This is a genomic window from Occultella kanbiaonis, assembly GCF_009708215.1.
GTDB classification, from domain to species: Bacteria; Actinomycetota; Actinomycetes; order Actinomycetales; family Beutenbergiaceae; genus Occultella; species Occultella kanbiaonis.
The window spans coordinates 3,715,215-3,741,028 of the sequence record NZ_CP046175.1 but is presented as its reverse complement, the minus strand read 5'-3'; the positions used below and the strand labels follow the sequence as shown (position 1 = coordinate 3,741,028).

The window sequence follows — 25,814 nt, the reverse complement described above, 5'->3', positions numbered from 1 at the left end:
TCGCGCTTCCGCGGAAGCGCCAAGCTCACCTGCACACCCCTGCCCCCTGTTCCGCCGAGCACGGCGTCCAGGACGGTCGCGGTGTCAGACCCGCTCCGCGTGGAGCCTGCCGGGACGAACCTGGTGCCTTGAGCGTGGCGGAGCGTTCAGCGCTTCCGCGGAAGCGCTGAAGCGTGATCCGCCTCCGTGGAATCGGTGCGAGTCTTGTGACGCGGCTCGCCGGCGGCGCTTCCGCGGAAGCGCCAAGCTCACCTGCACGTCGCTCCCTCCGGCTCAGACGAGCACGGCGGCGCCGGGTTATCCACAGGCCTCGCACACGGCTGCGACGCCGTCACTACCGTCCGAGCATGCCATCGAACTCGAGTGCTCGGATCCACCGTTCGGTCACCTCCGTGGTGGCCCTTGCCGCGCTTGTCCTGGTCCCGGGATGCGAAGGATCTCCCGCTGGGAGTCAGCCGACCGACTCCGGGGTCGGCGAGAACGCCACCGTCGCCCAGGCCGAGGACCGGCAGAAGAACACCCTCGAAGGCGTTGCGCCACCGGTCCGCCCGGACGCGCTGGACGACCCCGGACCGGAGGGTGCGGTCGCGGCAGCGTCGTACTTCATCAGCCTCTTCCCGTACCTGTTCACCTCGGGCGACCTGGACGAGTGGGAGGCGCTGGGTACCGAGGACTGTGCCGTCTGCGCGCAGATCGCGGACGGTGCCGCCGAGCTCCACGCCGAGGGCGGCAGGAACGCCGGCGGTGACTTCGAGATCCTGCACGCCCTCACCAGCGGTGAGGACGGCGCGGATGGGCGCTACATCGTGCAGCTGGATGTCGTGGAGGCGCCGAGCATCCGGATCTCTGGTGACGGGAGTCAGGTCGAGCAAGCCAACGGCCGCTACCCCGAGCTCTGGGTCTCGGTCGTGTGGGGCGCCGACGGGTGGCAGGTCGACGGCGTGAGCTTCGGGTCGGGGCCGTTCGCCGCGCCGCTGGCCGAGCCGCCGGCGGACCTGGACGATGCCGGCCGAGCCGGCGCGGTGGCCGCGGCGGCCAACTTCTTCCTGACCTACTCCGATGCGCACCTCGCCCGCGAGGTGGCCGCGCTCGAGGCGATCAGCGGACCGGACTGTGCGTTCTGCACGGGCGCGATCGCGAGCGTGAACGACCTCCACACACAGGGATCGACGCTCGCCGGCGGCACCGCCAGCGTCGAGACCGCCGGCGCGGACGTGGAACAGGTCGACGACACCTACCGGGTCACCATCGACGTGGTGGAGGGCGGGCGCACGATCACCCACGCCGACGGCACCACCGCGTCCGCGCCGAGCGCGGTCCATGCCGGCATCGTCGTGACGACCCAGTTCCTCGACGGGACCTGGGTGGTCCTGGAGGTCGCGCTGCCGTGACCGGCCCTCACTCGGCCTCGCCGTAGTGCTCCACGATCGCCACGTCCAGCGGGAACTCCACGCCGAACCCGGTGAACAGGAGCCGGCCCGCTTCCGCGGAAGCGTCGCGGATCGCCGTTGCGACGTCGTCGACCAGGTGGGCAGGGGAGTGGACGATCACCTCGTCGTGCAGGAAGTAGACCAGGTGCGGACGATCCGCGCCGTTCGTCATCGCCGTCAGCCGGCGCCGGATCTCCGCCATCCAGACGAGCGCCCACTCGGCCGCGGTGCCCTGCACCACGAAGTTGCGGGTGAACCGGCCCCAGTCGCGAGCCTGCTGCCGGGCACGCCGCTCGGCGGACTCCCCGGCGTCCGGCTGGGTCGCCTGGCCCTGGACCTCGCGCCACGTCGCCGACGGTGGCGGTGACGTGCGGCCGAGCCAGGTGCGGACCACTCCGCCCCGCTCGCCCGTGCGGGCCGCGTCCTCGACGAGACCCGTCGCGCGCGGATAGGCCCGCAGCAGCCGCGGCATGAGGTGCCCCGCCTCACCGGTGGTGGCCCCGTAGAGCGCGCCAAGCATCGCCACCTTCGCGTGGGCCCGGGTGTCGACGATCCCGGCGTCCACGAGTCCCTGGTAGAGGTCCGTGCCACGGCTGGCCGCGGCGAGGGCCTCGTCCCGGGACATCGCCGCGAGCACCCGTGGCTCGATCTGGGCGACATCCGCCACCACGAGCTTCCAACCGGGATCGGCACGGACCGCCGCCCGGATCTGCTTCGGAAGCTGCAGGGCGCCGCCACCGCTCGTGGCCCAGCGGCCGGTGACCACCCCGCCGGGGACGTAGTCCGGGAAGAACCGGCCGCGCCGATCCTGCGTGCCCGGGCGCACCCAGGAGTCCATCCAGGTCCAGCCGTTCGCGCTCAGGAGGCGGGCCAGGCGCTTGTACTCCAGCAGCGGCTCCACCACGGGATGGTCGAGTTCCCGCAGTTCCCACTTGCTGGTGCTCTTCACGTCGAGGCCGGCCCGGCGCAGGGTGCGCAGCAGATCCACCGGCGAGTCCGGGTTCAACCGGGGCGCGGACAGGCGCTCCTGGATGATCCCGGCCAGTTCCTCGAGCCGCTTGGGCCGCATCCCCGGCCGGGGTCGCGGCCCGAGTACGTCGGTCAGGATCCGATCGTGGGCCTCGAGGTCCCAGGGCAGCCCGTCGTGCGCGATCTCCGCGGCGATCAGGGCACCGGCGGACTCGGCGGCCAGGAGGAAGCGCACCCGGCCCGGGTCAGCCACGGCAACGAGGGCGTCCCGCTGGCGGATCCGTTCGGCGAGCAGCTCCTCGGGGCCGACGTCGCCGAGCCGGGCCATGTCCTCGAGGTCGTCGAGCAGCGACGGCGTCGGGTCCGCCTCGGCCAGTACCGGCGAGTCCCAGAGGTCGTCCCCCTCGAACGAACCCGGTGCCGCATGGCGCAGGATCACGTGGCACAGGCGAAGGTCCAGGCAGCGTTGCACCCGGACGTCGTCGCGGAGCAGCTCGGGATACAGGGCCGCCGTGTCCGCCCAGACCCACCGGGGCTGCTCGGGCTCGACCGACGCGGCGAAGGCGGCGAACTCCGACCGGTCGAGCCGCTGCGTGCGGGTCGGCGCGAGATCGTCGTCCAGGGCGAGCGCGTGCAGCGTCCCCGCCTCGGACGCGACCAGGATCTCCACCCCCTGAGGTTATGACCTCACCCGGACATCCTCGTCCGGCGCGAGCGCCCGTGTGCGCTCTCGCCCCGCGGATGTGACATCATGAGCGAATGATGCCCACCAGCGTCCTGATTATCGATTAGCGCGTTCGTCGCCTCGGCGAACGCGCAGACCTCCCGCACCCCGGGGGGTCTTTTTGTTGCCGGGGCCAACCATCCCGGTGACGCCGATGGCAGCACAGACATCCGATCCGCGCGGGCGGCACCCCGTTCCGGGCGAGGAGGATGAGGAGAACAGCAGGACCCGTACCACCCGGAAGCTGACGACATGAGTACCGCATCGAAGCCCGACGTCGCCGATGTGCACGTCTATGACACCACCCTGCGCGATGGCGCCCAGCAGGAGGGGATGAACCTCTCCGTCGCGGACAAGCTGGCCATCGCCCCACTCCTGGACGAGCTCGGGGTGACGTTCATCGAGGGCGGCTGGCCAGGTGCGATTCCGAAGGACACGGAGTTCTTCGCCCGCGCGGAGAAGGACCTGACGTTCTCCAACGCTGAGCTCGCGGCGTTCGGCTCGACCCGCAAGGCCGGCGGCCGGGCACACACCGACACCCAGGTGCGCGCGTTGCTCGATTCCGCCGCGCCGACGATCACGCTCGTCGCGAAGAGCGACATCCGGCACGTCGAGCGCGCCCTGCGCACCGACGGCGACGAGAACCTCGCCATGATCGCGGACACCGTCGCCTACCTGACCGACGCAGGCCGCCGCGTGATCGTCGACGCCGAGCACTTCTTCGACGGGTACCGGTTCGATCCCGACTACGCGCTGCGCGCGGTGACGACGGCGTTCGAGGCCGGGGCGGACGTCGTCGCCCTCTGCGACACGAACGGCGGCATGCTGCCGGACTGGGTGTTCGACATCGTCTCCTCGGTGCGCGAGCGCACCGACGGCCGCCTCGGCATCCATGCCCACAACGACTCCGGCTGCGCCGTGGCGAACTCGATGGCCGCCGTCATCGCCGGTGCCCACCACGTGCAGGGCACCGTGAACGGCTACGGCGAACGCACCGGGAACGCCGACCTGCTCGCCGTGGTCGCGAACCTCGAGCTGAAGCTGGAGATCCCGGTCCTCGGCGGCGCGGGCCTGGCCGAGGTCACCCGGATCGCGCACGCGGTCAGCGAGATCACCAACATCGCCCCGTTCGCCCGGCAGCCCTACATCGGGGCGAGCGCGTTCGCGCACAAGGCTGGTCTGCACGCGAGCGCCATCCGCGTGGACCCCGACCTGTACCAGCACATCGACCCGCGCAAGGTCGGCAACGACATGCGCATGCTCGTCTCGGACATGGCCGGCCGGGCCAGCATCGAGCTGAAGGGCCGCGAGCTCGGGTTCGACCTCAGCGGCCAGAGCGACCTGCTCGGCCGGGTCACCGAGCGGGTCAAGGACGCCGAGGCGAACGGGTACACGTTCGACGCCGCGGACGCCTCGTTCGAACTCCTCCTGCGCGAGGAGATCGCGGGGACCCGGCCCGCCTACTTCCGCACCGAGTCCTGGCGCGCGATCGTCGAGCACACCCAGCAGACCGGCGAGGTTAACGCCGAGGCCACCGTGAAACTGCACACCGGGGACGTCCGGGTGGTGTCCACCGGTGAGGGCAACGGCCCGGTGAATGCCCTGGACGCGGCCCTGCGGCAGTCCCTGGTGACGGCCTACCCGGCGATCGAGGACTTCGAGCTGATCGACTACAAAGTGCGGCTGCTTGACTCCTCCCACGGCACCGACGCCGTCACCCGGGTGTTGCTGGAGATGACCGACGGCCAGGACTCCTGGAGCACGGTCGGGGTCGGCCCGAACATCCTCGAGGCGTCCTGGGAGGCGTTGGTCGACTCCCTCGTCTACGGACTGGTCCGCCACGACGTGGTCCCGCTCTGAGCGCACCGGGCGCCGTCGTCGCAGGCCCGACGGCGGTGCGTGCGATCTGCAGGGAGTCGTCACGTCCGTCGTCGTTTCCCCAGGTGCACGCCCGGTGCCCCGGTGCTAGACCGGTAGGGACCGACCATCGCCGATCGGGGGCGGCGGCCGGTGGCTGTGGCCCCTGCGGGAGGACACATGCGCAGCACCAGGACCGCGATCCTGCCTCGTGCCACGGCTCTGGCCGCCGGCCTGACCCTGCTGATCGCGGGCTGCGGCTCGTCCGGTGACGACGGCGCCACCTCGCCGCCGGGCAGCGACGGCTCGGCGGGGAGCACGACGGAGCCGGCGCCGTCGGGCGACGGCACCGCGGTCGGCGACGGCACCACCGACGGCGGTGACGCCACCGCGGAGGGGTGCCCCGCCGTCGGGGCCGACGCGAGCGAGATACCGCCGGACGCGACCCCCGTACCCACCGTGGATCTCGACGGCGACGGGCAGGACGACGAGCTCTGGCTCTCGGACGCCGACGGCCGCACCCTCGGCGTCACCACCGCCGCGGGCGGGGTGTTCGCGACCACCTTCGAGGCCGGAGCGCCGCAGGCGGCGACCGCGATCGCCGGGCGGCTGGGCGACGGCTCGGCGATCGTGCTGTTGAACACGGGGCGCTCGGTGTCGCTGTACGCCATCCAGGACTGCGCCCTCGTCCCCACCCAGAACGACGAGGGCGAGCAGTACACCTTCGACCTCGGCTTCACCGGCTACGGCACCGGGGTGGGCTGCGTTGACCTCGGCGACGGGCTCGCCCTGGTGGGCCTGAACGCCGTCAGCGACGATGACGGAGCGACGTTCGAGGTGACCCGGACCGAGATCCTGCTCGAGGCCATGGGTGCATCCGCGTCCAACGGTGAGTCCGAGGTCGTCGCCGAGGGGGCGACGGCGGACGATCCGGCGGTCACGAGCGCCCAGTCGGTCAGTTGTGGCGAGCCGCAGGTGGAGGCCGTCGAGCCGGGCGGCGCCTAGGGTGAGTACGTGACCAGAGGTGAATACAAGGTTCCGCAGGGCAAGCTGGTGGCGGCCGAGGTCGAGGTCGCCGAGGGCAGGCTGAGCAGGGTCGAGATCAGCGGGGACTTCTTCCTCGAACCCGACGAGGCTCTCGAAGCCATCGACGCCGCACTGACGGGCCTGACCCAGGACGCGACCGTCGCGCAGATGACCGAGCTGGTCGAGGCAGCTGCCGCGGACGCGCACATGATCGGGTTCACGCCGCAGTCCGTGGCGATCGCCGTCCGGCGGGCCCTCGGGCGCGCGTCCGGGTGGAGCGACCACACCTTCGAGGTCGTGCACCCGCGGGCGCTCCCGCCGATCATGAACCTCGCCCTTGACCAGGTGCTCCTGGAGGAGGTGGCCGCCAGTCGGCGCGGTCCCACCCTGCGTCTGTGGGAGTGGGACTCGTCCTGCGTGGTGATCGGCTCGTTCCAGTCCCTGCGCAACGAGGTGGACATGGAGGCGGCCGACGAGTTCGGCGTCCAGGTGGTGCGCCGGATCTCCGGTGGCGGCGCCATGTTCATGGAGCCCGGCAACGCGATCTCGTACTCGTTGTACGTGCCGGGCAGCCTCGTGGACGGGCTCAGCTTCGAGCAGTCCTACGCGTTCCTGGACGACTGGGTCCTCGGCGCCCTGACCGAGATGGGCGTGGACGCCCACTACGTCCCGCTGAACGACATCGCCTCACCGACCGGGAAGATCGGCGGCGCGGCCCAGAAGCGGCTCGCCAACGGCACCGTCCTGCACCACGCCACGTTGTCCTACGACATCGACGCGGACAAGATGCTCCAGGTGCTGCGGATCGGGCGGGAGAAGCTCTCCGACAAGGGCACCAAGTCCGCGAACAAGCGGGTCGACCCGATGCGCCGGCAGACCGGGATGAGCCGGGCCGCGATCATCGAGTCGATGAAGAACCACTTCCGCGCCCGGTACGACACGGTCGACGGCCTGCTCAAGCCCGAAGAGCTCGCCCGCGCCGAGCAGCTGGTGACGGAGAAGTTCGCGACCGCTCAATGGCTCGAACGCGTGCCCTGAGCACAGCCATGAGCCGCCCACCCGCCCAGCACGTCGCGGCGGCCCGAGTCTCCGACGAGGGCGCCACCGCGGCCGGACGCCGGGCCGTGGTCATCGTCAACCCGACGAACGTCGATCTCCCACGGCTGCGGTCCGCGGTGGCGTCGGCGCAGGAGCAGCACGGGTGGCTGCCGACCGTCTGGCTCGAGACGACCGCTGACGATGCCGGGCAACGGGCGGCGACGCGCGCGGTGGTCCATGACCCGGCCGTCGTGATCGTCGCGGGCGGTGATGGCACGATCCGGGCCGTCACCGAGGAGCTGCACTCGAGCGGCATCCCGATCGCCGTGGTGCCGGCGGGCACGGGCAACCTGCTCGCGCGCAACCTGGGCCTGATGCGTGACATCGAGACGGCCGTGCGCACCGCGTTCACCGGAGCCACCCGCCCCATCGACGTCGGCTTGGTCTCACTCGAGCACGATGACGGGTCCACGACCTCGCACGCGTTCCTCGTGATGACCGGGGTCGGGCTGGACGCACGCATGGCGACCGACACCAGCAGCGCGCTGAAGCGGCGGATCGGTTGGCTCGCGTACGTGGACCCGATCAGCAGGTCGGTCCTGGGCAACCAGCGCTTCCTGATGCACTACCGCGTGGACGCCCGGCGAGAACAGTCGATCCGGGCGCACACGGTGATCGTCGGCAACTGTGGCACTCTCACCGGCGGCATGGTCCTGCTGCCCGACGCGAGGGCCGACGACGGGCTCCTCGACGTGGTGCTGTTCCGCCCCACCGGGTTCTGGCAGTGGCTGCGCGTGGCAACCCGCCTCGGGGTCGGAGGGATCCTGCATCGCTCGAGGAATGGCCGGGCCGTCCTGCGCGCAACCCCCGACCTGCGCGTACTGCCCTACGTCCGGGCCCGCTCGCTCACGGCGCGCTTCGATCCACCGCAGAGCATCCAACTCGATGGCGACGGATTCGGCCGGGTCGTCGCCGTGACGGTGACCCTTCGCCCGCGCGCCATCGGCATCCGGGTCCCGAGCGCCTGAGGCGCTCGGGACGGGTACGTCAGTTCGACGGAACGGCGGTGGGGTCCGCGGATCCCACCTCGGTCTCGCCGGTCTGCTGCTTGGCGACCTCGGCCCGGACCGCGTCCATGTCCAGGCCCTTGACGCCCTCGATGAGCTGCTCGAGGGACGGGCCCGGCAGGGCACCGGCCTGGTTGAACACGAGGATTCCGTCGCGGAACGCCATCAGGGTCGGAATCGCCTGGATGCCGGCCTGCGCGGCGAGTGCCTGCTCGGCCTCGGTGTCCACCTTGGCGAACGTGACGTCGCCGTGCTTCTCGGAGGACTTCTCGTAGACCGGCGCGAACTGGCGGCACGGGCCGCACCAGGACGCCCAGAAATCGACCAGCACGATGTCGTTGTCGCTGATGGTCTTCTCGAACTCGTCGGTGGTGACGTTGATGGTGGGCATTGCTCTCCTTGGTCGGCTGTCCACAAGATTCAACGACCGCGGAGCCTGGGTATTCCCCGCCGTCGCATCAGCCCCGGGCGCCGAAGACCCCGGTACCGACGCGCACCATGGTGGCTCCGGCGGCGATCGCGACCTCGAGGTCGCGGCTCATGCCCATGGAGAGTTCACGCGCGGCCGCGGTGCCGGGCAGCCCCGAGGAGCTGACCTGGTCACGCACCCGCGCGAGGGCGTCGTAGGAGGCGCGTACCCGTGCCGTCTCGGGGGAGTTGGCCCCGATCGTCATGAAGCCGCGCAGCCGCAGGTGCTCGAGGCCGCCGACGACGGCGGCCAGGTCCGTGGCCTCGTCCGGGTGTACCCCGGCCTTCGTGGGCTCGCCCGAGGTGTTCACCTGCACGAACACGTCGAGGTCCCGGCCGCGCGCGGCCGCGGCTCGGTCCAGACGCTCGGCGAGCCTGGTCGAGTCGACGCTCTGCACACAGTCCGCCCAGCGCAGCACCGCGTTCACCTTGTTCGACTGCAGGTGCCCGATGAAATGCGAGGAGTGCGCCACACCGACCAGGTCGGGCTCGGTCGTGGCGAGCTCCTGGGCGCGGTTCTGCCCGATCAGGGTGGTGCCGCTCGCCTCCAGCAGCGCCCGGATCCGGGTCGCGTCGACCGTCTTGACGGCGAGCAGCAACTGCACGTCGACGGCGGCGCGACCGTTGGCGAGGGCCGCCGCGTCGATCCGCTCCCGCACCCGGGCGAGACCGGCGACGTCGTCGCTCATCGGCGCGGGCTCGAGCCGCTGGGGTCCTCGGTCAATCGGATGCCCAGGTGCTGGGCCAGCGACGGCAGCACCGAGGTCGCATCCGACCACGCCAGGGTGGCGCCCCGCAGCGAGTCGACGCCGGTGGCACCGGCGAGGTCGCACCCGGTGAAGGAGACCCGGTCGGCACGCAGCCCGGCGAAGCGGGCCTCGGTCAGGTCACACTCGACGAACCGGACCCGCAGCATGGTCGCGTCCGAGAAGTCCGCCTGGCGCAGCCGGCCGCCGGTCAGGGTCACGTCGGTCCAGGTGGCCGAGTGCGCGGAGAGCAGGTCCGCCTGGATGCCCTCGGCGGTGACCTCGCGCCAGCGCGAGCGCAGCCACGACGATCCGGTCAGCCGGGCGTCGTTCAGGGACGTCCGCACCAGCCCGCAGTCCCGGGTGGTGAGCCCGGCGAGGTCGGCGCCGGCCAGGTCCACGCCGGTGAACTGGCACCGTTCCCATGTGCCGCCACCGGCCCGGGCCCGGCGCAGGGTGACCGAGTCGAGGTCCAGTTCGTCGATCTCGGCGCCGATCCACACGGCGCCGTCCAGATCGGTGTGGGACAGCGTCGCGCCGCACAGTTCCTCAGGGGTCATCGCAGCATCGTCCACGTGCGGAGCCTACCCAGGCATGCGCCCGGCAGGCGGGCCGGTCTCACCCTGTCCCGGAGTTACTCTGCCGCCGTGTCGGGGAATGAGAGAATGGCCGGGTGCGCACGATCCTGAACATCATCTGGCTTGTCTTCGCCGGGTTCTGGCTGGCCGTCGGCTATGCCGTGGCCGGGGTGATCTGCTGCATCCTGATCATCACGATCCCGTTCGGGATCGCGTCCTTCCGGATCGCGAACTACGTGCTCTGGCCGTTCGGCCGGGAGGTCGTCAAGCGCCCGACGGCGGGGGTGATCTCCGGGATCGGGAACGTCATCTGGTTCATCGTGGCCGGGTGGTGGCTCGCGATCGGGCACATCATCACGTCGATCCCGCTGTTCATCTCGATCATCGGGATCCCGATGGGGTGGGCCAACCTGAAGCTCATCCCGATCTCGATGACCCCGCTCGGCCGGGAGATCGTCACCACGCACGAGCCGTTCGCGTCCTGACCCGGCGCGGCGTAGCCCGCGCTCCGGAATCGGGACGGATCGGGACTCAGTCCCGCTCGCGGACCCCGAGCTCGAGCGAGTACTCCTCGCGCCCGTTGATGAACACCCGCTGCGCGCGCGAGAAGACGTCGAGCGGGTCCCCGGACCAGATCACCACGTCGCCGTCGAGCCCTTCCCGCAGTGCGCCGACCCGGTCGTCGAGCCCGAGGAACTGGGCCGGGTTGATGGTCAGGGCCTTCAGCGCGAGGTCCCGGTCGAGGCCCTCCTTCACGGCCAGGGAGGCCTGGTGGACCAGGAAGTTGATCGGGACCACGGGGTGGTCGGTGGTGATCGCGATCCGCACGCCGGCCTCGGCGAGGCGGGCCAGGTTCGCGATGTCCCGGGTGCGTAGTTCCACCTTCGACCGGGATGTGAGCATCGGGCCGAAGATGACCGGGATGTCCTTCTCGGCCAGCACGCCGGCGATCCGGGCGCCGTCGGTGCCGTGGTTGACGACCAGCCGGTAGCCGAACTCCTCGGCGAGCCGGATCGCGGTGGCGATGTCGTCGTGGCGGTGGGTGTGCTGGTCCCAGATGAGTTCGCCGTCGAGCACGGCGACGAGGGTGTCCAGGCCGAGGTCCCGTGCGAACGGCTTGCCGTCGGTTGCGGCGCGGGCACGCTCGGCCGCGTAGTTCTGTGCGGCCACGAACGCCTCGCGAATGACCTTCGCGACCCCGAGCCGGGTGGCGGGTGTCTGCTTGCGCTCGCCGTAGACCCGCTTCGGGTTCTCCCCGAGCGCGGACTTCACGGACACCGCGGTGCGGAACGCCTGCTCGTCCACGGTCCGCGCACCCCAGGTCTTGATGGCCACGGACTGCCCGCCGATCGGATTGCCCGAGCCCGGCTTGATGACGGCGGCGGTCACCCCGCCCACGAGCGCGTCCCGGAACCCGAGGTCGTCGATGTTGATGGCGTCGATCGCCCGCAGCGCCGCACCGTTCGGGTTCGTCATCTCGTTCGTGTCGTCACCGGCCGGCCCTTCGGCCTCCTCGTGCACGCCCAGGTGCGCGTGCGGCTCCACGAAGCCGGGCAGCACCCAGCTGCCGGCCGCGTCCACGATCTCGGCGCCCTCGGGGAGGTCCACGTGTGCGCCCACGGCGCGGATCACGCCGTCGACGATGAGGACGGTGCCGGACTCGATCGGATCGCCGTCGATCGGGACGACGTATCCACCGGTGATGGCAACGGTGCTGCTGGTGACGAAGGATGTCTGCATGACCACAAGTCGTACCACCTGGGGCCGACCGGGCGCGATTCGCCGATGTGCCTCAGCGCGCGATCGGCGCGAACGACCCTCCGGTGACCGCGACCAGATCCGCGGGGGCGAGCCCGATGTCGAAGCCCCGCCGACCGCCGGAGACGTACACCGTCGTGAGCGCCTGCGCACAGGAGTCCACCACGGTGGGCAGCGCCGTGCGCTGCCCGATCGGTGAGATCCCACCCATGACGTAACCGGAACTACGCTCGGCCGCTGCGCCGTCGGCCATCGTCGCCTTCTTGTGCCCAAGGGCCCCGGCGATCGCCTTCAGGTCCAGGGAGGTGCTGACCGGCACCACCCCGACCGCGAGGCCGGAGCCGTGCAGCCCGTCCACGTGCACCACGAGGGTCTTGAAGACGACCTCGGGCGGCACCCCGAGCGCTGCCGCGGCCTCCAGCCCGTAGCCGAGGTCACTGCCCGGGTCATGGGTGTACGGATGCGTGGTGAAGGTCAGCCCGGCACGGGTCAGCGCGGTGGTGGCGGGCGTCCGGGGACCGGCCGCCACCTTCTTCCTGGCCACGTCAGGGTCCGGTGACCGTGACGTCGACCGTCGTCGCGTTGCCGAAGTACTCGGTCACGATGACCACGAGCGGCCCGGCTGCGAAGGACTCCTCGAGCAGCGGGTCGTAGTCGCTGGCGTCGTAGTCACGGTCGTCGTTCAGCAGGAACCGGCCGTCGGAGTCGAACGTGTACAGGCTCGGGTCCTCGCCCTCGGTGTCGGCGACGTCCACGGTGTAGGTGCCGGCCTCGGGCAGGTCCACCACGGCGTAATACGCGCCCCCGGACGGGACGTCGGCGGAGGTCGTCACGCCGAGCTCGAGCCGGTCGGAGATCTGGGTGGTGGTGAGCTGGAAGCCGGCGTCCGCGCCATTGTGCTCGGACACCACCACCTCGTACTCGCCGGCGGTCAGCGTCACGAACGCGAGCGGGTCGAGGGAGACCCCGCCGAGCTCGGACAGGTCACGGCCGCGGTCGTCGTTGCCGCCGAGGGACGCGCCGCCCGCGTCACGCACGTCCAGCTCGAGATCCAGGGTGCCGTCGTTGGCGCGAGCGTCAAGCAGATAGGTGGCGTCGGCGCTGATCGTCAGGGTGCCCACCCAGGTGCCGCCGCCCGGGACGTCGCCGGAGGTGTTCCCATCGACGACCACGCTGCCGGTGTTCGTCTGGCCACCGCCCTGCGGTCCCGAGGCCGACGGGCCGGCGGTGGGGTCCGGGTCGGAGGGGTTGCGCCCGTTCACGAGCCACCATCCGACGCCGACCACCAGCATGATCACGAGCAGGGACACCGCGACCACGGCGGCCATCCCACCGGGCGTGCCGCGCACCCCGGAGGTGAACACCTTCGTCTCGTCCGCGCCGCCCTGGGGCTGCGCGGCCGGTCCCCAGGTGGAGGACGTCGGCCAGGAACTCGGTGTGGTGCCGGGGGCGACCATGACGTCCGGGTGGTTGGCCTGGGCCAGGTAGGGATAGTCGGCGGCGGCGGTCGCGGAGCCGTGCACCTCGGGAGTCTTGGGCGCGAGCGGCGTGTAGTACTCCGTCCAGGCGTCCCCGTCCCAGTACCGCTGACGGTTCTGGCCGTCCGGGTCCGGGTAGAAGCCCGCTACCTTGTCGCTCACCCCGCCATGGTAGGCGAGGCTCCTGACCGGACCCGCCGCCTCATGGGGCAGAACTGACCATCCCGACGTCGACCATCCGCAGCACCGCCCGGCCCAGCTCGGCGCTCGCGGCCAGGTCCACGCTCGCCCGGAACCGCCAGTCCCGGTCGCCCTCGGGGTCGTCGAGGACCTGGGTGACCTCCCAGTGCTCCGGCCCGGGGGAGATGCTGGTCATCGACGCCGACCGGGCCGCGGCACCGATGCCGAGCTCGCCGTACTCGGCCCAGTACTCCTCCATCGCCTCGGCCCAGTCGTCGGCGCTCCAGCGCTGGTCCTCGGGCAGGGCGGCGTCGAGCTGCGCGAGCCGGTCGTAGTCCTCCCGGGCGGCCAGCTCCACGCGGCGGAACATCGCGTTGCGCACCAGGATGCGGAACGACCGCTCGTTCGCGGTGATCGGCCGGTCGGCGTCGTCGCCGCCGAAGCGCGCCTCGTCCGCGTCAGTGCCGTCGATGCCCGACGGCGTCTGCTCGCCGAGCGCGACCGCTGCGTTCTGCAGGCCGCTCTGCAGGGCCTCCCACTCGGCGAGCAGGGAGGAGTCCACCTGCCGCACGGCGTCGCCGAGCCACTCGATGATCTCGGTGAGCTCTTCGGTCCGAGCGGCGGCCGGCACCATCTGGCGCAGCGCCTTGTACGCGTCGGTCAGGTACCGCAGCACCACGCCCTCGCTGCGGGCCAGACCGTACCGGGAGATCACCTCGGAGAACGTCATCGCGTTCTCCACCATGTCCCGCACCACGGACTTGGGCTTGAGCTCGTAGTCGTCCACCCACGGGTTCGCGGTCCGGTACTCGGCCAGGGCCGCGGTCAGCAGCTCGGCCAAGGGCCGCGGGTAGGTGATCTCCTCGAGGGCAGCCATCCGCTCCTCGTACTCGAGACCGTCCGCCTTCATGGCACCGATCGCCTCGCCGCGAGCGGCCTTCTCCTGGGCGATCAGCAACGGGCGCGGGTTCTCCAGGGTGGCCTCGATCACCGAGACCACGTCGACGGCGTAGTCCGGGTCCTCCGGGTCGAGGAGCTCAAGGGCCGCAAGGGCGAACGGCGACAGCGGGGCGTTCAGGGCGAAGTCCGCCGGCACGTCCCGGGTCAGCCTGATCCGGCGCCCGAACGCGTCCGGCTCGGGCAGCTTCTCCACCAGACCGGCGGCGCGCAGGGACCGGTAGATGCCGATCGCGCGGCGCACGTGCGGGTTCCGGTCGGTGGGCTCGTCGTGATTGTCCGTGAGCAGCCGGGCCAGGGTGGCGATGGCGTCGTCGTCGCGGCCCAGCACCCCCAGCACCATGGCGTGCGAGACCTGGAACTGGGACGTGAGCTTCTCCGGCTCGGCGTCGCGCAGGCGCTCGAACGTCTTGTCCGTCCAGTTCACCACGCCGGTGGGCGCCTTCTTGCGCACGATCTTGCGACGCTTGCGCTCGTCGTCGCCGGCCTTCGCGAGCGACTTCGCGTTCTCGATGACGTGTTCGGGCGCCTGCACGATCACCTCGCCGACGGTGTCGTAGCCGGCACGGCCGGCCCGCCCGGCGATCTGATGCAGTTCGCGAGCCGACAGATGACGCGAGCGGACGCCGTCGTACTTCGTCAGGCCGGTCAGCACCACCGTGCGGATCGGCACGTTGATGCCGACGCCAAGGGTGTCGGTGCCGCAGATGACGCCGAGCAGCCCGGCCTGGGCGAGGCGCTCGACGAGCCGCCGGTAGCGCGGCAGCATGCCGGCGTGGTGCACGCCGATGCCGTGCCGCAGCAGCCGGGACAGGGTGGCGCCGAACCCGCGGGCGAAACTGAAGTCGCCGATGGCGTCCGCGATCGCGGCCTTGCGCTCCTTGTTCGCGACCTGGATGGACGTCAGCGACTGTGCCTGCTCGACGGCGGCGGCCTGGGTGAAGTGCACCACGTACACCGGGGCGCGGTGGGTGCCGAGCAGTTCCAGGACGAGCTCGTGCAGCGGTTCGGTGGAGTAGGTGAACGTCAGCGGCACCGGGCGCTCGGTGTTCGCGATCACGGCGACGGGCCGCTTCGTGCGCCGGACGAGGTCCTCGGCGAAGAAGGACACGTCGCCGAGGGTGGCGCTCATCAGCACGAACTGGGTACGCGGCAGCTCCAGCAGCGGCACCTGCCAGGCCCAGCCGCGCTGGGGGTCGGCGTAGAAGTGGAACTCGTCCATGATCACCTGCGCGGCGTCGGTGTCCGCGCCGTCCCGCAGGGCCTGGTTCGCGAGCACCTCGGCGGTGCAGCAGATGATCGGGGCGTCGGTGTTGATGGCCGAGTCACCGGTCATCATGCCGACGGCGTCCGCCCCGAACACCTCCACGAGGTCGAAGAACTTCTCGCTCACGAGCGCCTTCAGCGGTGCGGTGTAGTAGCTGCGCTGCCCACGGGACATCGCCACGTAGTGCGCCGCGACCGCGACCAGGGACTTGCCGGAGCCGGTGGGCGTGGACAGGATCACGTGCGCGCCGGTGACGATCTCCAGCAGCGCCTCCTCCTGGTGCTCGTACAGCGTGAGGCCACGCGAGCTCGCCCAGTCGGTGAAGGACTCGACCAGGGCGTCGTCGTCGGTCGGGTCGGCGGGCGGGGAGAGTCTCATCTCCTCCAGTGTCTCGCGGATCCATCCGGGTGCGCGCCGCCACCGGATGCGCGTTCGCCCGTCGGCACCGCGAGCACTGTGAGCGGCGCGGCGCAGGAGTAGGTTCGGTCCCCGTGACAACCGCGGAGCACTCGGGAGCCGACCGGCACGCGTCCTGGCTGGAACTGTTCTTCGACCTGGTCGTGGTCGCCGGCATCGGCACCCTGGCCCACCTGCTGCACGCCGACCATGGGCCGGAGGGCCTGGCGCTGTACGCGATCGCGTTCGTCGCGTTCTGGCTGGTCTGGGCGTGCTTCACGACGTACAGCAACATCGCCGGTGAGGCGACACGGGCCCGGCCGATGCTCCTCGGGATGGCCGCCCTGGCCGTGATGATGGCGGCCGTGCCGGAGATCAACGGCGAGCACGCGACCGCGTTCTCGATCGCCTACGTGATCGGCCGGATCCTCGCGTCGCGGCCGTTCCAGCGGGGGACCGTGGTGCTGGACCTGCCCGTCGTCCAGGCGCTCGGGGGCGTCGTGCCCTGGATGGTGTCCTGGTGGTTCGACGGATCGGTCGTCTACATCCTGTGGGCGATCGGCCTCGCGATCGACGTGGGCGTCCTGCTGCTGATCTCCGGGCCGAGGCTCGCCCAGAACGCCCAGGAACACCTGGACGGACTGCGGGACCGGATCGACGGCGGTGAGCGACGCGGACGCGCCGGGCGCCGCGACGCGGCCCGGTCCGGTCGGCGGAGCCGAGTGGGTCGCGGTCCCGGGGAGGGTGCTGACCTGCTCGGATCGGGCCGCGGGCGGGAGCCGCGCCGCGGCGACCGGGACCTGCCGGAGACGGTCAGCACCCTCGCCGGGGACGAGGCGCACCTGGGTGAGCGGCTCGGGCTGTTCGTCATCATCGTGCTCGGCGAAGGCATGATCCAGGCCGTCGCGGCTGCCGGTGAGGCCACCTGGGACCGCGACCTCCTGCTGGCCGGGGCGGGCACGTTCTCGCTTCTGGTCACCCTGTGGGCCCTCGCCGTCCGTGGCGGCTATGCCGGCGTCGCCCTGCTCGGCACGGGCGCCGTGTCCCCGCGGGTGGCGTGGCCGCTGCACCTGGTCACGACCGGCGCGCTGGCCACCCTGGTCGCGGTCCTCGGCGGTGTCCTCGCCGAACCCGGCGAGTCCCTGACGGCGGACGTGCGGTGGCTGCTGCTCGTCGCGTTCGGCCTCTACGGGCTGGTCGGCGCCGTGGTGCACCTGGTGCTCGGGATCCGCCGTGACGACCCGCGCGGCCGGCAGACCGCTCTGCTGCTGGCCGTGCCGACGATCGTGGCCGGCGCCGTGATCGTCGTCGCCGGGGATCGGCTCGCGGCCGTCGGCCAGGTCTGGGTCCTCGCGGCGGCCCTGCTGGTGAGCTACGCCGGCTCCGTGCGGGTGTCGCCGCGACCTGCGGACAGCGGTGCCCCAGGCCTGGGATCGCCCATGACATGATGACCCGCATGCTGACGACACACCGCTCCATGCAGTGGTGGCCCGCCTGACCGGCGGACCACGTTCGAAGCATTCGACGAAACGGCCGCCCACGGGCGGCCGTCGTGCGTTTCACCTCCCGATCGACAGCACCCGTGGGCTCGCATCCAAGGAGTCCCGATGATCAATCTGTCCATGCTCAAGCCCACCGGCCACCTCACGCTGGGGAACCTGCTCGGCGCACTGCGTCCGATGGCGGCCGCGCAGGTCTCACCCGCGGGGAACACCTGCTACTACGGCATTGCCGACCTCCATGCCCTGACGGTCGACCACGACCCGGCCCGGTTGCGGGGGGTGACGGCCGAGATGGCGCGCCTGCTGCTCGCCGTCGGGCTCGACCGGAGCACGCTGTTCATCCAGAGCCAGGTGCCCGCGCACGCCGAGATGGCCTACCTGTTGGAGTGCACCGCCCACGTCGGCGAGCTGAACCGGATGATCCAGTTCAAGGAGAAGGGCCGCAACCGGCCCTCGACCCGGGTCTCACTGTTCACCTACCCGGCACTGATGGCTGCCGACATCCTGCTCTACCGGCCGACCGACGTGCCGGTCGGCGACGACCAGCGCCAACATGTCGAACTTACGAGGGACCTGGCGCTGCGGTTCAACCGCAGCTACGGCGAGGTGTTCACGGTCCCCGAGATCGTCACGGCGCCGGCCGGTGCGCGCGTGATGGACCTGCAGGACCCGACCTCGAAGATGGACAAGTCCCGCGACGACGCCGGCGGGACCATCTACCTGCTCGACCCGCCCGACGTGGTACGCCGCAAGGTCGGTCGCGCCGTGACGGACTCGGACGTGGGCGTCGGCTCGGTGCGGCCCGATCGCGAGGCCAAGCCCGGAGTGACCAACCTGCTCGACATCCTCGCGGCCTGTGGCGGCTCGGCCGAGGGCATCACGAGTTACGGCGCCCTGAAGTCTGCGGTGACCGACGCGGTCGTGGCCGAGCTCGAGCCGATCCGGGCGCGATTCGCCGACCTCGATCCCGGCGAGGTGTCATCGGCGTTCGCCTCCGGTGCCGAGGTCTGTCGTCGGGCCACCGCACCGGTGCTCACCGCGGCCCGGGACGGCGATGGGGCTGGCGTAGCTCGCCCGCAAGTGGCCGGCCCGGCGGGGCCGGTGTCCACGGACTGAGACGGAACCCGGCCCCGCCAGGGCGAGCCGTCGCCGTCGGGAAGACTTGCGGCATGCGCCCCTTCCTCCTGCTCGCCTCCCGTGCGGAGGACGCGGCGGCGGATGAGGAGTACCGCAGCCTGCTGCGCCACGGCGGGCTGCACCCGGACGAGCTGGTGCGGGTGCGTCTGGAGGCCGGGTCCGTGGCCGACCTCGACCCGGCCGACTACGCCGGGGTGATCATCGGCGGCAGCCCGTTCACCGTCTCCGACCGGCACAAGTCGCCCGTGCAGCGCCGGGTGGAGGCCGACCTCGGTGTCATCGTCGACGAGGTGCTCCGCCGCGACCTGCCGATGCTCGCCCTCTGCTACGGCGTCGGGATCGTCGGCGCCTGCACCGGCGGCGTGGTGGACGCGACCTACGGCGAGGAGACCTCCGCCGCCGAGATCCGGCTGACCCCAGAGGGCGCCGTGGACCCGTTGCTCGCCGGCCTGCCGGCGGGGTTCCATGCCTACGTCGGGCACAAGGAGGCCGTCACGGTGCTGCCGCCGGGCGCCACCGTGCTCGCGACCTCGCCGACCTGCCCGGTGCAGATGTACCGGCTCGGCCGGCACGGCTACGTCACCCAGTTCCACCCCGAGATGGACCTGGCCTCGGTGACCACCCGGATCGAGGTCTACCGCGACTCCGGTTACTTCGACGCCGCCGAGATGGCCGCCGTCATCGACCGGGTCGCGCGGGCGGATGTGAGCGCCGCCCACCACCTGGTGCGCGCATTCGTGCTGCGTTACCGTGGCGCCGCGGTGCAGCGCGTGGACGCGGAGCTGCTCGCCGGCTGAGCGCGGGTGCCGTCCACCCCGAGCGAGGGGAGCCACGCGAGCATGGCGAAGGACACCGCCACGATCTGGCCGACCGTCCACGCCGAGCGTGCCGCGCTCATCGAGGACCTGCGGGACCTGCCCGCCGAGCGGTGGTCGACGCCGTCGCTGTGCCCTGGCTGGAGCGTGCACGACGTGCTCGCGCACCTCGTCGACGACGCCCGCACCACCACGCTCTCGTTCGTCGGCTCGTTCGTGCGGGCCGGCTTCGATTTCGACCGGTTCAACGACCGCGGTGTGGCCCGCGAGCGCGCGGCGGACCCGGCGCAGACGTTGGCCGCGTTCGAGTCCGTCAGCCGACGCAGCACCGGCGCCCCGGCGCCGTTACCGACCCGGCTCGTCGAGGCGATCGTGCACGGCGAGGACATCCGGCGCCCGCTCGGGATCGAGCACGACTACCCGCCCGCGGCGGCCGTGACGGCGATCCGGCACCAGCTCGCCACCTCCACGAAGATGGGCGGCGGCAGGGAACGGGCCGCCGGGCTGCGGCTCACCGCCACGGACGCGGACCTGACCGTCGGCGACGGCGAGCACGTGCGGGGGAGCGCCGTGGCGCTGCTGCTCGCCCTCTCCGGGCGACCGGTGCGCCCGGGGGAGCTGACCGGACCCGGCGTGCAGTCGCTGACGGGCTAGTAGCCTGACGTCTGTCCCGGCGCGGATGCCGGCCCGACGCTCGACGGAGGTCGTCCCATGGCGGATCGAATGCGCCGGTCCTGGTGCGTCGGGCTCCTCGTGCTCGTGGCGAGCGCGTGCTCCGCAGGCGGCGCCGGGGACGGCCCCACGCCGACTCCCACCGGGGGAGCGATCGAGCTGGCGGTGGCGCAGTCCTGCACGCCCGGCTCCGGCGCGGACTGTGTACCGGTCAACGGGGAGCACGTCGAGGTCGGCGCCGCGGAGTTCTCGCGTGCCGGCGTCGCGGACGCTGCGGCCGTGCCCGACGCGGGGGACCACGACGCGGTGGACCTGACGTTCGATCCGGACGGAACAGCCGTCCTTCGGGACTTGTCCGCTCAGGCAGCCGGTGCCGGGGATACGGCCCGGCTCGTCATGAGGGTCGGCGATACGCTGGTATCCGCCGCCGCCGTGCCCGAACCGCTCGAGGAGGCGGCCGGCACCGTCCGGATCGCGCTGCCCGAGGGCACGAGCGCCGACGATGTGGTCGAGCTGATCCGGGCCGGCTGACGTCGAGCACCCAGGTGACCTGCGCCCACCACGAGGCCGGCGCCGCGATCCTCGACGGTCAGGCGCGGTGCGCGGCGAGGATCTCCTCGTTCAGCAACGGCCACAGCTCGCCGTGCACCTCCGACCGGAACGAGCGGGCGCCGAGGAACGCGGCCACCAGGCCCGCGTCCGGGTCCACCCAGACGAAGCTGCCGGACTGGCCGAAGTGCCCGAACGTGGCGGGGGAGTTCGAGGCACCGGTCCAGTGCGGCGACTTGTGGTCGCGGATCTCGTAGCCGAGCCCCCAGTCGTTGTGCTCCTGCCGCCCGAATCCGGGCAGCACTCCGGACAGGCCGGGGAAGGTGACCGTGCGGGCCGTCTCGCCGAGTTCCGCGGAGATCAGCGTGGGCGTGAGCATCTCGATGCCGAGGGCGAGCACGTCGTGGGCGGAGCCGCTCGCCGCGTGCGCGGGGCTGCCGTCGAAGGTGACGCTGGTCAGCTCCAGCGGTTCGAGCACCGCCGCGTGGGTCCACTCGGGGAACGGCAGGCCCACCGCCGCCGCGATGTGGTCGCCGAGAACCTCGAAGCCCTGGTTCGAGTACACCCGGCGCAGCCCCGGCCCCTGCAGCACGGCGCCGGCCTCGAACGGCAGCCCGGAGGCGTGCGCGAGCAGGTGCCGCACGGTCGACCCCTCGGGGCCGGCTGGATCGTCGAGGCCGACCCGCCCCTGCTCCACCGCCACCAGCACGGCGAGCGCTGCCAACGGCTTCGTCACCGACTTCCACGGATGGACCTCCTCGACGTCGCCGTCGAAGGAGAGCACCTCGCTCGCGGAGGAGACCGCCAGCGCCACCGGGAAGTCGAACCGGGCCAGGGTGGGGTAGGAACTCATGCGCCAAGCCTGCCACGCCGCGATCGTGCCGGGCGCACGCCTCAGCCCGCGACGCCGGCCGCCACCGGCACCCGGGCGGGGTTCAGCAACTGGTTCGCGCTCCGGAGCACCTTCGGTGCCACCAGGGACTCCGGATCCAGGTCGACGGCGGAGCGCACCGAGAGCCGGACGCTCTCGCCGGGCAGCAGGGTGAGCAGGGCGTCATCGACGACGGCGGCCGGGTCGACCTTGTCCACGAGCAGGGTCAGGTCCCGGATCAGCGAGTCCGCCGTGACGAGCACGTCGTAGCCGTCGCCGGTGCGGGTCACCTCGGTCTGCAGCCGGGCCTCGCCCAGCTCGGAGTCGCGATACTCGGCGTAGAACCAGAGCCCGCGGACGTCGCCCAGGTTGGCCACGAGCACCTCGGCGCCGACCTGCCCGGCCGCGGCGACGCCGTCGGGCACCGGCACGGCGACCGTGCCCCGGGCCGGGACGTGCACGGGCACCGACGCCTGCGCGAGGACGTCGCCGTCGAAGGCGCGCCGGCTCAGGACGAGGTCGCCGTCCCACGCGACGTCGGTCTCGTTGGACAGTGACGCGATCAGCGCCGACTCGCGCGGCTGGATCGTGACCAGCCGGTCGGCGTTGGCGTGGGCGAGCGCGAACAGCAGTGGCTTGGCACGGCCGTCGCCGTCCACGGCGGCCCACGAGGTGACCGGCCAGCAGTCGTTGAGTTGCCAGACGACCTGTCCCGAGTTGTGCGGCGCGAGCGATCGGAAGTGCTCGATCGCGAAGGCGACGGCGGTGGCCTGGTTGAGCTGCATCGCCCAGTGCCAGTCCTCGGTCTCGTTCGGCATCGGCAGGTGCGCGACGAGCCCGTCGGTGAGCTTGTCGTTGCCGCTGGCCGCCTTCTGGTGCACGAGCATCCCGGGGGACTCGGGGGTCAGCGGGTCGTCGTGCACGCTGCGCCGCAGCGTGGACCAGGTGGGCGGGCCCTGCCACCCGAACTCGGCCACGAAGCGCGGCCGGTACTCCCGGTAGGCGGGGTAGTCGCGCCGGTTCCACAGATCCCAGATGTGCATCGAGCCGTGCTCGGGCTCGTTCGGGTGGATCTCGAGGGTGCCGGACCACGGGCTCGACGGCGTGTACGCCCGGCCCGGGTCGAGTTCGGCGACGATCGCGGGCAGCAGGTCGGTGTAGTAGCCCAGGCCCCAGGTGCGGCCGTCCAGGCGGCCCTCCCAGCCCCAGTCGTGGAAGCCCCAGATGTTCTCGTTCGAGCCGTTCCACAGGATCAGGCTCGGATGGCTCATCAGCCGGACCACGTGCTCGCGGGCCTCGGCCTCGACCTCGGAGCGCTGCGGGTCCTCCTCCGGGTAGGCCGCGCAGGCGAACAGGAAGTCCTGCCAGGTGAGGATGCCGCGCTCGTCGCACAGGTCGAAGAAGTCCTCGGCCTCGTAGATGCCGCCGCCCCAGACGCGCAGCAGGTTCAGGTTCGCGAACTCGGCCTGGTCGAGCCGGGCGGCGTACCTGGCCCGGTCCACGCGGGTCGGGAAGGCGTCGTCCGGGATCCAGTTCGCGCCCCGGATGTGGATCGGGACGTCGTTGACGACGAACTGGAAGCCCGTGCCGGCGCCGTCGGGCTCGAGGTCGAGGCGGGCGGTACGGAATCCGATCCGCCGGTCCCAGGTGTCGATGACCCGGTCACCGTCGAGGAGCTCGACCAGCAGGTCGTACCGGGGCTGCGCGCCGTAGCCGCGCGGCCACCACAGGTCCACCTGCGCAACGGCCAGCTCGACGGTCGTCTCGTCGGCGGGGCCGGTGACGGCGGCCCGCGCGACCTGCCCGGCGACGGTGACCCGCACGGACAGGTCGCCGGCACCGGCGCCCGACCCCTCCACGAGCACACCGGCGCGGACCAGACCATGGTGGGTTCCGCCGTCGGGCGTCTCCACGGAGACGACCGGGCGCACCCGGGCGAGCCGCGCCGTCGACCAGGACTCCAGGTAGACCGGGCGCCAGATGCCCGAGGTCGCCGTGTCCAGGCCCCAGTCCCAGCCGAAGCTGCACGCCATCTTGCGGATGGCGTTGTACGGGTGGTGGTTCACGTGCGGGCGGTACTCACGCGCAAGGCTCTCGGCGTCCGCGTACCGGACCGGGGAGGTGAAACGCACCTCGAGGGTGTTCTCGCCTGGGCGCAGGTGGCGACCGACGTCGAACCGGTAGCTGCGGTGCATGTTCGCGGTGCTCGCGATGAGCGTGCCGTTCAGCGTGACCGTGGCGACCGTGTCCAGGCCCTCGAAGACCAGGTCGCTGCGATCGGCGCCGGCCTCGGGAGCGGTGAACGTGGTCCGGTAGCGCCAGTCGCTCGCCCCGATCCAGGCGAGCAGCCGCTCGTTGTCGTCGAGGTAGGGGTCCGGGATGAGGCCGGCCGCGAGCAGGTCCGTATGCACGCAGCCGGGGACGGTGGCCGGCACCTCCACACCGGCGACCGCGTCGGGCACCGGGCCACCGGCGGCGGACAGCACCCACTCCCGGTCGAGGTCCGTGCGGAGCGGGGTGGCGGTGGGCAGGTCGGTCATTTCGTGGCTCCTGAGGTGAGTCCGTTGTAGATGAAGCGTTGCAGCAGCAGGAAGACGATCACGGTGGGGATGATGACGATCATGGCACCTGCGGCGATGACCTCCCACTGGGCTCCGAACGGGCCCTTGAAGCGGAACAACGACGTGGAGATCACCCCGAGATCACGGGAGGGCATGTACAGGAACGGGATGTAGAACTCGTTGTAGATCGCGATGCCCTTGATGATCACGACCGTGGCGATCGCGGGCTTGAGCAGCGGCAGGATCACGCGCCAGTAGATCGTGAACCGGTTCGCGCCGTCGAGCATGGCGGCCTCGTCCAGCGACTTCGGGATCGAGCTGAGGAACTGCACGAAGATGTAGATCGAGATGATGTCCGTGCCCATGAACAGGGCGATCGCGGCGCCGCGGGTGTTGAACAGGCCGAGTTCGTTGACGACCTGGAACGTGGCCACCTGGGTGGTCACCGCGGGGACCAGCGTGGCGAGCAGGAACAGTGCCACCACGCCCTTCTTGAATCGGAACGAGAACCGGTCGATCGCATAGGCGGCCATCGTCCCGATCAGCAGGGTGCCGAGCAGCGAGATCGCCAGGATCACCGTCGTGTTCACGAACCCGAGCAGCATCCGGCCGTTCGTGAACGCCGTGACGAAGTTCTCGACGTTGAACCAGTTCTGCGGAGGGTCGAAGGGACCCGTGGTGGCGTACTCGGTGCGCGTCTTGAGGGACGCGATCAGCACCACTGCGAGCGGCAGCAGGGTCGCGACCGACGCGACCACGAGGGAGGTGTACTTGCCGGCCGGGGCGAGGACGTTCTTCATGTCAGGTTCACCTCGTCATCGGGGATGAGCCGCCGCTGGATCCAGGTGACGATCAGGACGATGAGCAGCAGGACGACGGCCATCGCCGACGCCAGGCCGACCTTGCGGTGGGTGAACGCCATCTCCACGGTCTGGATCACGAACGTGGTGGAGCCGTTGGCGCCGCCGGTCATGATGAACGGGATCTCGAACACCGACAGCGACCCGGAGATCGCGAGGATGAACGAGAGGCTGATGATCCGCTTGATGCCGGGGGCGATGATGTAGCGGAACTGGTGCCAGCGGTTCGCCCCGTCCAGTTCGGAGGCCTCGTACAACTCGCCCGGGATGGACTGGATCGCGCCGAGGAACAGCACGAAGTTCAGGCCCATGAAGCGCCAGACCGAGGTGCCCGCCAGCGAGATGTTCACCATGTCCGGGTCCCCGAGCCAGTGCCGGGAGAGATCGCCGAGCCCGACGGCGTGCAGCACCGTGTCCAGCGTGCCGTCCGGTTGGAAGAAGTACAGGAAGACGAACCCGATGGCCACGCCGTTGACGAGGTAGGGGAAGAAGAGGATGCCCTTGAACACGTTCCGGAACCGGGTGCTGAAGGACAGGATCGTGGCGAAGTACAGCGCCAGGGCCATCTGCACGACCGATGCGGCGACGTAGTAGAGGCTCACGTAGAACACCCGGAACAGTTCCGGCCGGGTGAAGATCTCGACGTAGTTCGCAAGCCCGATGAACTCCAGGGCCGGGTCGAGCCCGTCCCAGCTCGTCACCGAGTACAGGAACATGTTGCCCACGGGCACGTACGTGAACGTCGCCAGGAGTGCCAGTGGGGTGAGCAGGAACAACCACGGGGTGATCCGCCAGCCGTTCGCCCGGCCCTGCCGGCCCCGGCGGCCCCGCCGGGTCACCGCGGTGCGCGCGGTGGCCCGGCGGAGCGAACCGGTGCCGGTGGCGGAGGTGACCTGTGCCATCCGGTG

At 71.3% G+C, this 25,814-nt stretch carries 23 protein-coding genes; 11 read left to right on the top strand and 12 right to left on the bottom strand.

Annotated elements, in window-relative coordinates; translation table 11 throughout:
- The first annotated feature begins 347 nt into the window (after nt 1-347).
- Nucleotides 348-1,391: a DUF6318 family protein gene (locus GKS42_RS17240; RefSeq protein WP_154794948.1), complete on the top strand. Its 1,044-nt coding sequence runs from the start codon at nt 348-350 to the stop codon at nt 1,389-1,391.
- Between the two features lie 7 nt (nt 1,392-1,398).
- Here the strand turns inward: GKS42_RS17240 and GKS42_RS17235 are convergent, their stop codons facing one another.
- Nucleotides 1,399-3,069, bottom strand: a complete 1,671-nt coding sequence (locus tag GKS42_RS17235; RefSeq protein WP_154794947.1) for a bifunctional 3'-5' exonuclease/DNA polymerase — start codon at nt 3,067-3,069, stop codon at nt 1,399-1,401.
- A gap of 306 nt (nt 3,070-3,375) precedes the next feature.
- On the opposite strand from GKS42_RS17235, the gene cimA reads away from it, so the two are divergent.
- From cimA to GKS42_RS17215, 4 genes are all read left to right on the top strand, one after another.
- On the top strand, nt 3,376-4,983 hold the full coding sequence (gene cimA / locus GKS42_RS17230; protein WP_154794946.1) for a citramalate synthase: 1,608 nt from the start codon (nt 3,376-3,378) through the stop codon (nt 4,981-4,983).
- 177 nt (nt 4,984-5,160) lie between these two features.
- Entirely contained in the window at nt 5,161-5,985 is an 825-nt protein-coding gene (locus GKS42_RS17225) for a hypothetical protein (RefSeq protein WP_154794945.1), read from the top strand.
- Nucleotides 5,986-5,994: 9 nt separating this feature from the next.
- The gene (gene lplAB, locus GKS42_RS17220) at nt 5,995-7,044 is read left to right on the top strand and encodes a lipoate-protein ligase LplAB (protein ID WP_154794944.1); all 1,050 of its coding nucleotides are present in this window, start codon (nt 5,995-5,997) and stop codon (nt 7,042-7,044) included.
- Between the two features lie 8 nt (nt 7,045-7,052).
- On the top strand, nt 7,053-8,072 hold the full coding sequence (locus GKS42_RS17215; RefSeq protein WP_154794943.1) for a diacylglycerol/lipid kinase family protein: 1,020 nt from the start codon (nt 7,053-7,055) through the stop codon (nt 8,070-8,072).
- A 19-nt stretch (nt 8,073-8,091) separates the two neighbouring features.
- Here the strand turns inward: GKS42_RS17215 and trxA are convergent, their stop codons facing one another.
- From trxA to GKS42_RS17200, 3 genes are all read right to left on the bottom strand, one after another.
- Nucleotides 8,092-8,502, bottom strand: coding sequence for a thioredoxin (gene trxA, locus GKS42_RS17210; protein WP_154794942.1), 411 nt, complete (start codon nt 8,500-8,502; stop codon nt 8,092-8,094).
- Between the two features lie 67 nt (nt 8,503-8,569).
- The gene (locus tag GKS42_RS17205; protein WP_154794941.1) at nt 8,570-9,268 is read right to left on the bottom strand and encodes a YggS family pyridoxal phosphate-dependent enzyme; all 699 of its coding nucleotides are present in this window, start codon (nt 9,266-9,268) and stop codon (nt 8,570-8,572) included.
- Complete coding sequence (locus GKS42_RS17200) at nt 9,265-9,885, bottom strand: pentapeptide repeat-containing protein (protein WP_154794940.1); 621 nt, start codon at nt 9,883-9,885, stop codon at nt 9,265-9,267. Before GKS42_RS17200 ends, GKS42_RS17205 begins: the two co-directional genes overlap by 4 nt.
- A 113-nt stretch (nt 9,886-9,998) precedes the next feature.
- Between GKS42_RS17200 and GKS42_RS17195 the strand changes: the two genes are divergently transcribed.
- Nucleotides 9,999-10,388: a YccF domain-containing protein gene (locus tag GKS42_RS17195; protein ID WP_154794939.1), complete on the top strand. Its 390-nt coding sequence runs from the start codon at nt 9,999-10,001 to the stop codon at nt 10,386-10,388.
- 46 nt (nt 10,389-10,434) lie between these two features.
- On the opposite strand, the gene GKS42_RS17190 is transcribed toward GKS42_RS17195, so the two are convergent.
- Genes GKS42_RS17190 through GKS42_RS17175 form a run of 4 tightly spaced genes read right to left on the bottom strand, consistent with a single transcriptional unit; the run spans nt 10,435 to nt 15,921 of the window.
- Complete coding sequence (locus GKS42_RS17190; protein ID WP_154794938.1) at nt 10,435-11,643, bottom strand: amidohydrolase; 1,209 nt, start codon at nt 11,641-11,643, stop codon at nt 10,435-10,437.
- A 52-nt stretch (nt 11,644-11,695) separates the two neighbouring features.
- Nucleotides 11,696-12,205 (bottom strand): Cys-tRNA(Pro) deacylase, encoded by a 510-nt coding sequence (gene ybaK, locus GKS42_RS17185; protein WP_154794937.1) that lies wholly within the window; start codon nt 12,203-12,205, stop codon nt 11,696-11,698.
- Between the two features lies 1 nt (nt 12,206).
- The gene (locus tag GKS42_RS17180; protein WP_154794936.1) at nt 12,207-13,301 is read right to left on the bottom strand and encodes a DUF2510 domain-containing protein; all 1,095 of its coding nucleotides are present in this window, start codon (nt 13,299-13,301) and stop codon (nt 12,207-12,209) included.
- Nucleotides 13,302-13,341: 40 nt separating this feature from the next.
- Complete coding sequence (locus GKS42_RS17175) at nt 13,342-15,921, bottom strand: DEAD/DEAH box helicase (protein WP_154794935.1); 2,580 nt, start codon at nt 15,919-15,921, stop codon at nt 13,342-13,344.
- Nucleotides 15,922-16,034: 113 nt separating this feature from the next.
- Here GKS42_RS17175 and GKS42_RS17170 point away from each other — a divergent pair, with 113 nt between their 5' ends.
- From GKS42_RS17170 to GKS42_RS17150, 5 genes are all read left to right on the top strand, one after another.
- Nucleotides 16,035-17,387 (top strand): low temperature requirement protein A, encoded by a 1,353-nt coding sequence (locus tag GKS42_RS17170; RefSeq protein ID WP_168217880.1) that lies wholly within the window; start codon nt 16,035-16,037, stop codon nt 17,385-17,387.
- A gap of 159 nt (nt 17,388-17,546) precedes the next feature.
- Nucleotides 17,547-18,557: a tryptophan--tRNA ligase gene (gene trpS, locus GKS42_RS17165; RefSeq protein WP_154794933.1), complete on the top strand. Its 1,011-nt coding sequence runs from the start codon at nt 17,547-17,549 to the stop codon at nt 18,555-18,557.
- Nucleotides 18,558-18,610: 53 nt separating this feature from the next.
- Complete coding sequence (locus GKS42_RS17160; RefSeq protein WP_154794932.1) at nt 18,611-19,375, top strand: glutamine amidotransferase; 765 nt, start codon at nt 18,611-18,613, stop codon at nt 19,373-19,375.
- Between the two features lie 42 nt (nt 19,376-19,417).
- Entirely contained in the window at nt 19,418-20,047 is a 630-nt protein-coding gene (locus tag GKS42_RS17155; protein ID WP_154794931.1) for a maleylpyruvate isomerase family mycothiol-dependent enzyme, read from the top strand.
- 57 nt (nt 20,048-20,104) lie between these two features.
- Nucleotides 20,105-20,596 (top strand): hypothetical protein, encoded by a 492-nt coding sequence (locus GKS42_RS17150; RefSeq protein ID WP_154794930.1) that lies wholly within the window; start codon nt 20,105-20,107, stop codon nt 20,594-20,596.
- Nucleotides 20,597-20,654: 58 nt separating this feature from the next.
- Here GKS42_RS17150 and GKS42_RS17145 read toward each other — a convergent pair whose 3' ends face one another.
- Genes GKS42_RS17145 through GKS42_RS17130 form a run of 4 tightly spaced genes read right to left on the bottom strand, consistent with a single transcriptional unit; the run spans nt 20,655 to nt 25,808 of the window.
- A complete protein-coding gene (locus GKS42_RS17145; protein ID WP_154794929.1) occupies nt 20,655-21,467 on the bottom strand; it encodes a serine hydrolase domain-containing protein in 813 nt (270 codons plus the stop codon).
- Nucleotides 21,468-21,508: 41 nt separating this feature from the next.
- Nucleotides 21,509-24,025: a glycoside hydrolase family 2 protein gene (locus GKS42_RS17140; RefSeq protein ID WP_154794928.1), complete on the bottom strand. Its 2,517-nt coding sequence runs from the start codon at nt 24,023-24,025 to the stop codon at nt 21,509-21,511.
- Nucleotides 24,022-24,846 (bottom strand): carbohydrate ABC transporter permease, encoded by an 825-nt coding sequence (locus tag GKS42_RS17135; RefSeq protein ID WP_154794927.1) that lies wholly within the window; start codon nt 24,844-24,846, stop codon nt 24,022-24,024. The genes GKS42_RS17140 and GKS42_RS17135 overlap by 4 nt, the downstream gene beginning before the upstream one ends.
- Complete coding sequence (locus tag GKS42_RS17130) at nt 24,843-25,808, bottom strand: carbohydrate ABC transporter permease (RefSeq protein WP_154794926.1); 966 nt, start codon at nt 25,806-25,808, stop codon at nt 24,843-24,845. The genes GKS42_RS17135 and GKS42_RS17130 overlap by 4 nt, the downstream gene beginning before the upstream one ends.
- Nucleotides 25,809-25,814 lie beyond the last annotated feature (6 nt).

Bases quoted from the DNA above. Each gene is read 5' to 3' on its own strand.
- GKS42_RS17215 (WP_154794943.1), top strand. From the start codon at position 7,053: ATGAGCCGCCCACCCGCCCAGCACGTCGCGGCGGCCCGAGTCTCCGAC.
- GKS42_RS17205 (WP_154794941.1), bottom strand. From the start codon at position 9,268: ATGAGCGACGACGTCGCCGGTCTCGCCCGGGTGCGGGAGCGGATCGAC.
- GKS42_RS17225 (WP_154794945.1), top strand. From the start codon at position 5,161: ATGCGCAGCACCAGGACCGCGATCCTGCCTCGTGCCACGGCTCTGGCC.
- cimA (WP_154794946.1), top strand. From the start codon at position 3,376: ATGAGTACCGCATCGAAGCCCGACGTCGCCGATGTGCACGTCTATGAC.
- GKS42_RS17150 (WP_154794930.1), top strand. From the start codon at position 20,105: ATGGCGGATCGAATGCGCCGGTCCTGGTGCGTCGGGCTCCTCGTGCTC.
- trpS (WP_154794933.1), top strand. From the start codon at position 17,547: ATGATCAATCTGTCCATGCTCAAGCCCACCGGCCACCTCACGCTGGGG.
- GKS42_RS17175 (WP_154794935.1), bottom strand. From the start codon at position 15,921: ATGAGACTCTCCCCGCCCGCCGACCCGACCGACGACGACGCCCTGGTC.
- GKS42_RS17200 (WP_154794940.1), bottom strand. From the start codon at position 9,885: ATGACCCCTGAGGAACTGTGCGGCGCGACGCTGTCCCACACCGATCTG.
- GKS42_RS17160 (WP_154794932.1), top strand. From the start codon at position 18,611: ATGCGCCCCTTCCTCCTGCTCGCCTCCCGTGCGGAGGACGCGGCGGCG.
- GKS42_RS17145 (WP_154794929.1), bottom strand. From the start codon at position 21,467: ATGAGTTCCTACCCCACCCTGGCCCGGTTCGACTTCCCGGTGGCGCTG.
- trxA (WP_154794942.1), bottom strand. From the start codon at position 8,502: ATGCCCACCATCAACGTCACCACCGACGAGTTCGAGAAGACCATCAGC.
- GKS42_RS17190 (WP_154794938.1), bottom strand. From the start codon at position 11,643: ATGCAGACATCCTTCGTCACCAGCAGCACCGTTGCCATCACCGGTGGA.
- GKS42_RS17240 (WP_154794948.1), top strand. From the start codon at position 348: ATGCCATCGAACTCGAGTGCTCGGATCCACCGTTCGGTCACCTCCGTG.
- GKS42_RS17135 (WP_154794927.1), bottom strand. From the start codon at position 24,846: ATGAAGAACGTCCTCGCCCCGGCCGGCAAGTACACCTCCCTCGTGGTC.
- GKS42_RS17130 (WP_154794926.1), bottom strand. From the start codon at position 25,808: ATGGCACAGGTCACCTCCGCCACCGGCACCGGTTCGCTCCGCCGGGCC.
- GKS42_RS17155 (WP_154794931.1), top strand. From the start codon at position 19,418: ATGGCGAAGGACACCGCCACGATCTGGCCGACCGTCCACGCCGAGCGT.
- GKS42_RS17140 (WP_154794928.1), bottom strand. From the start codon at position 24,025: ATGACCGACCTGCCCACCGCCACCCCGCTCCGCACGGACCTCGACCGG.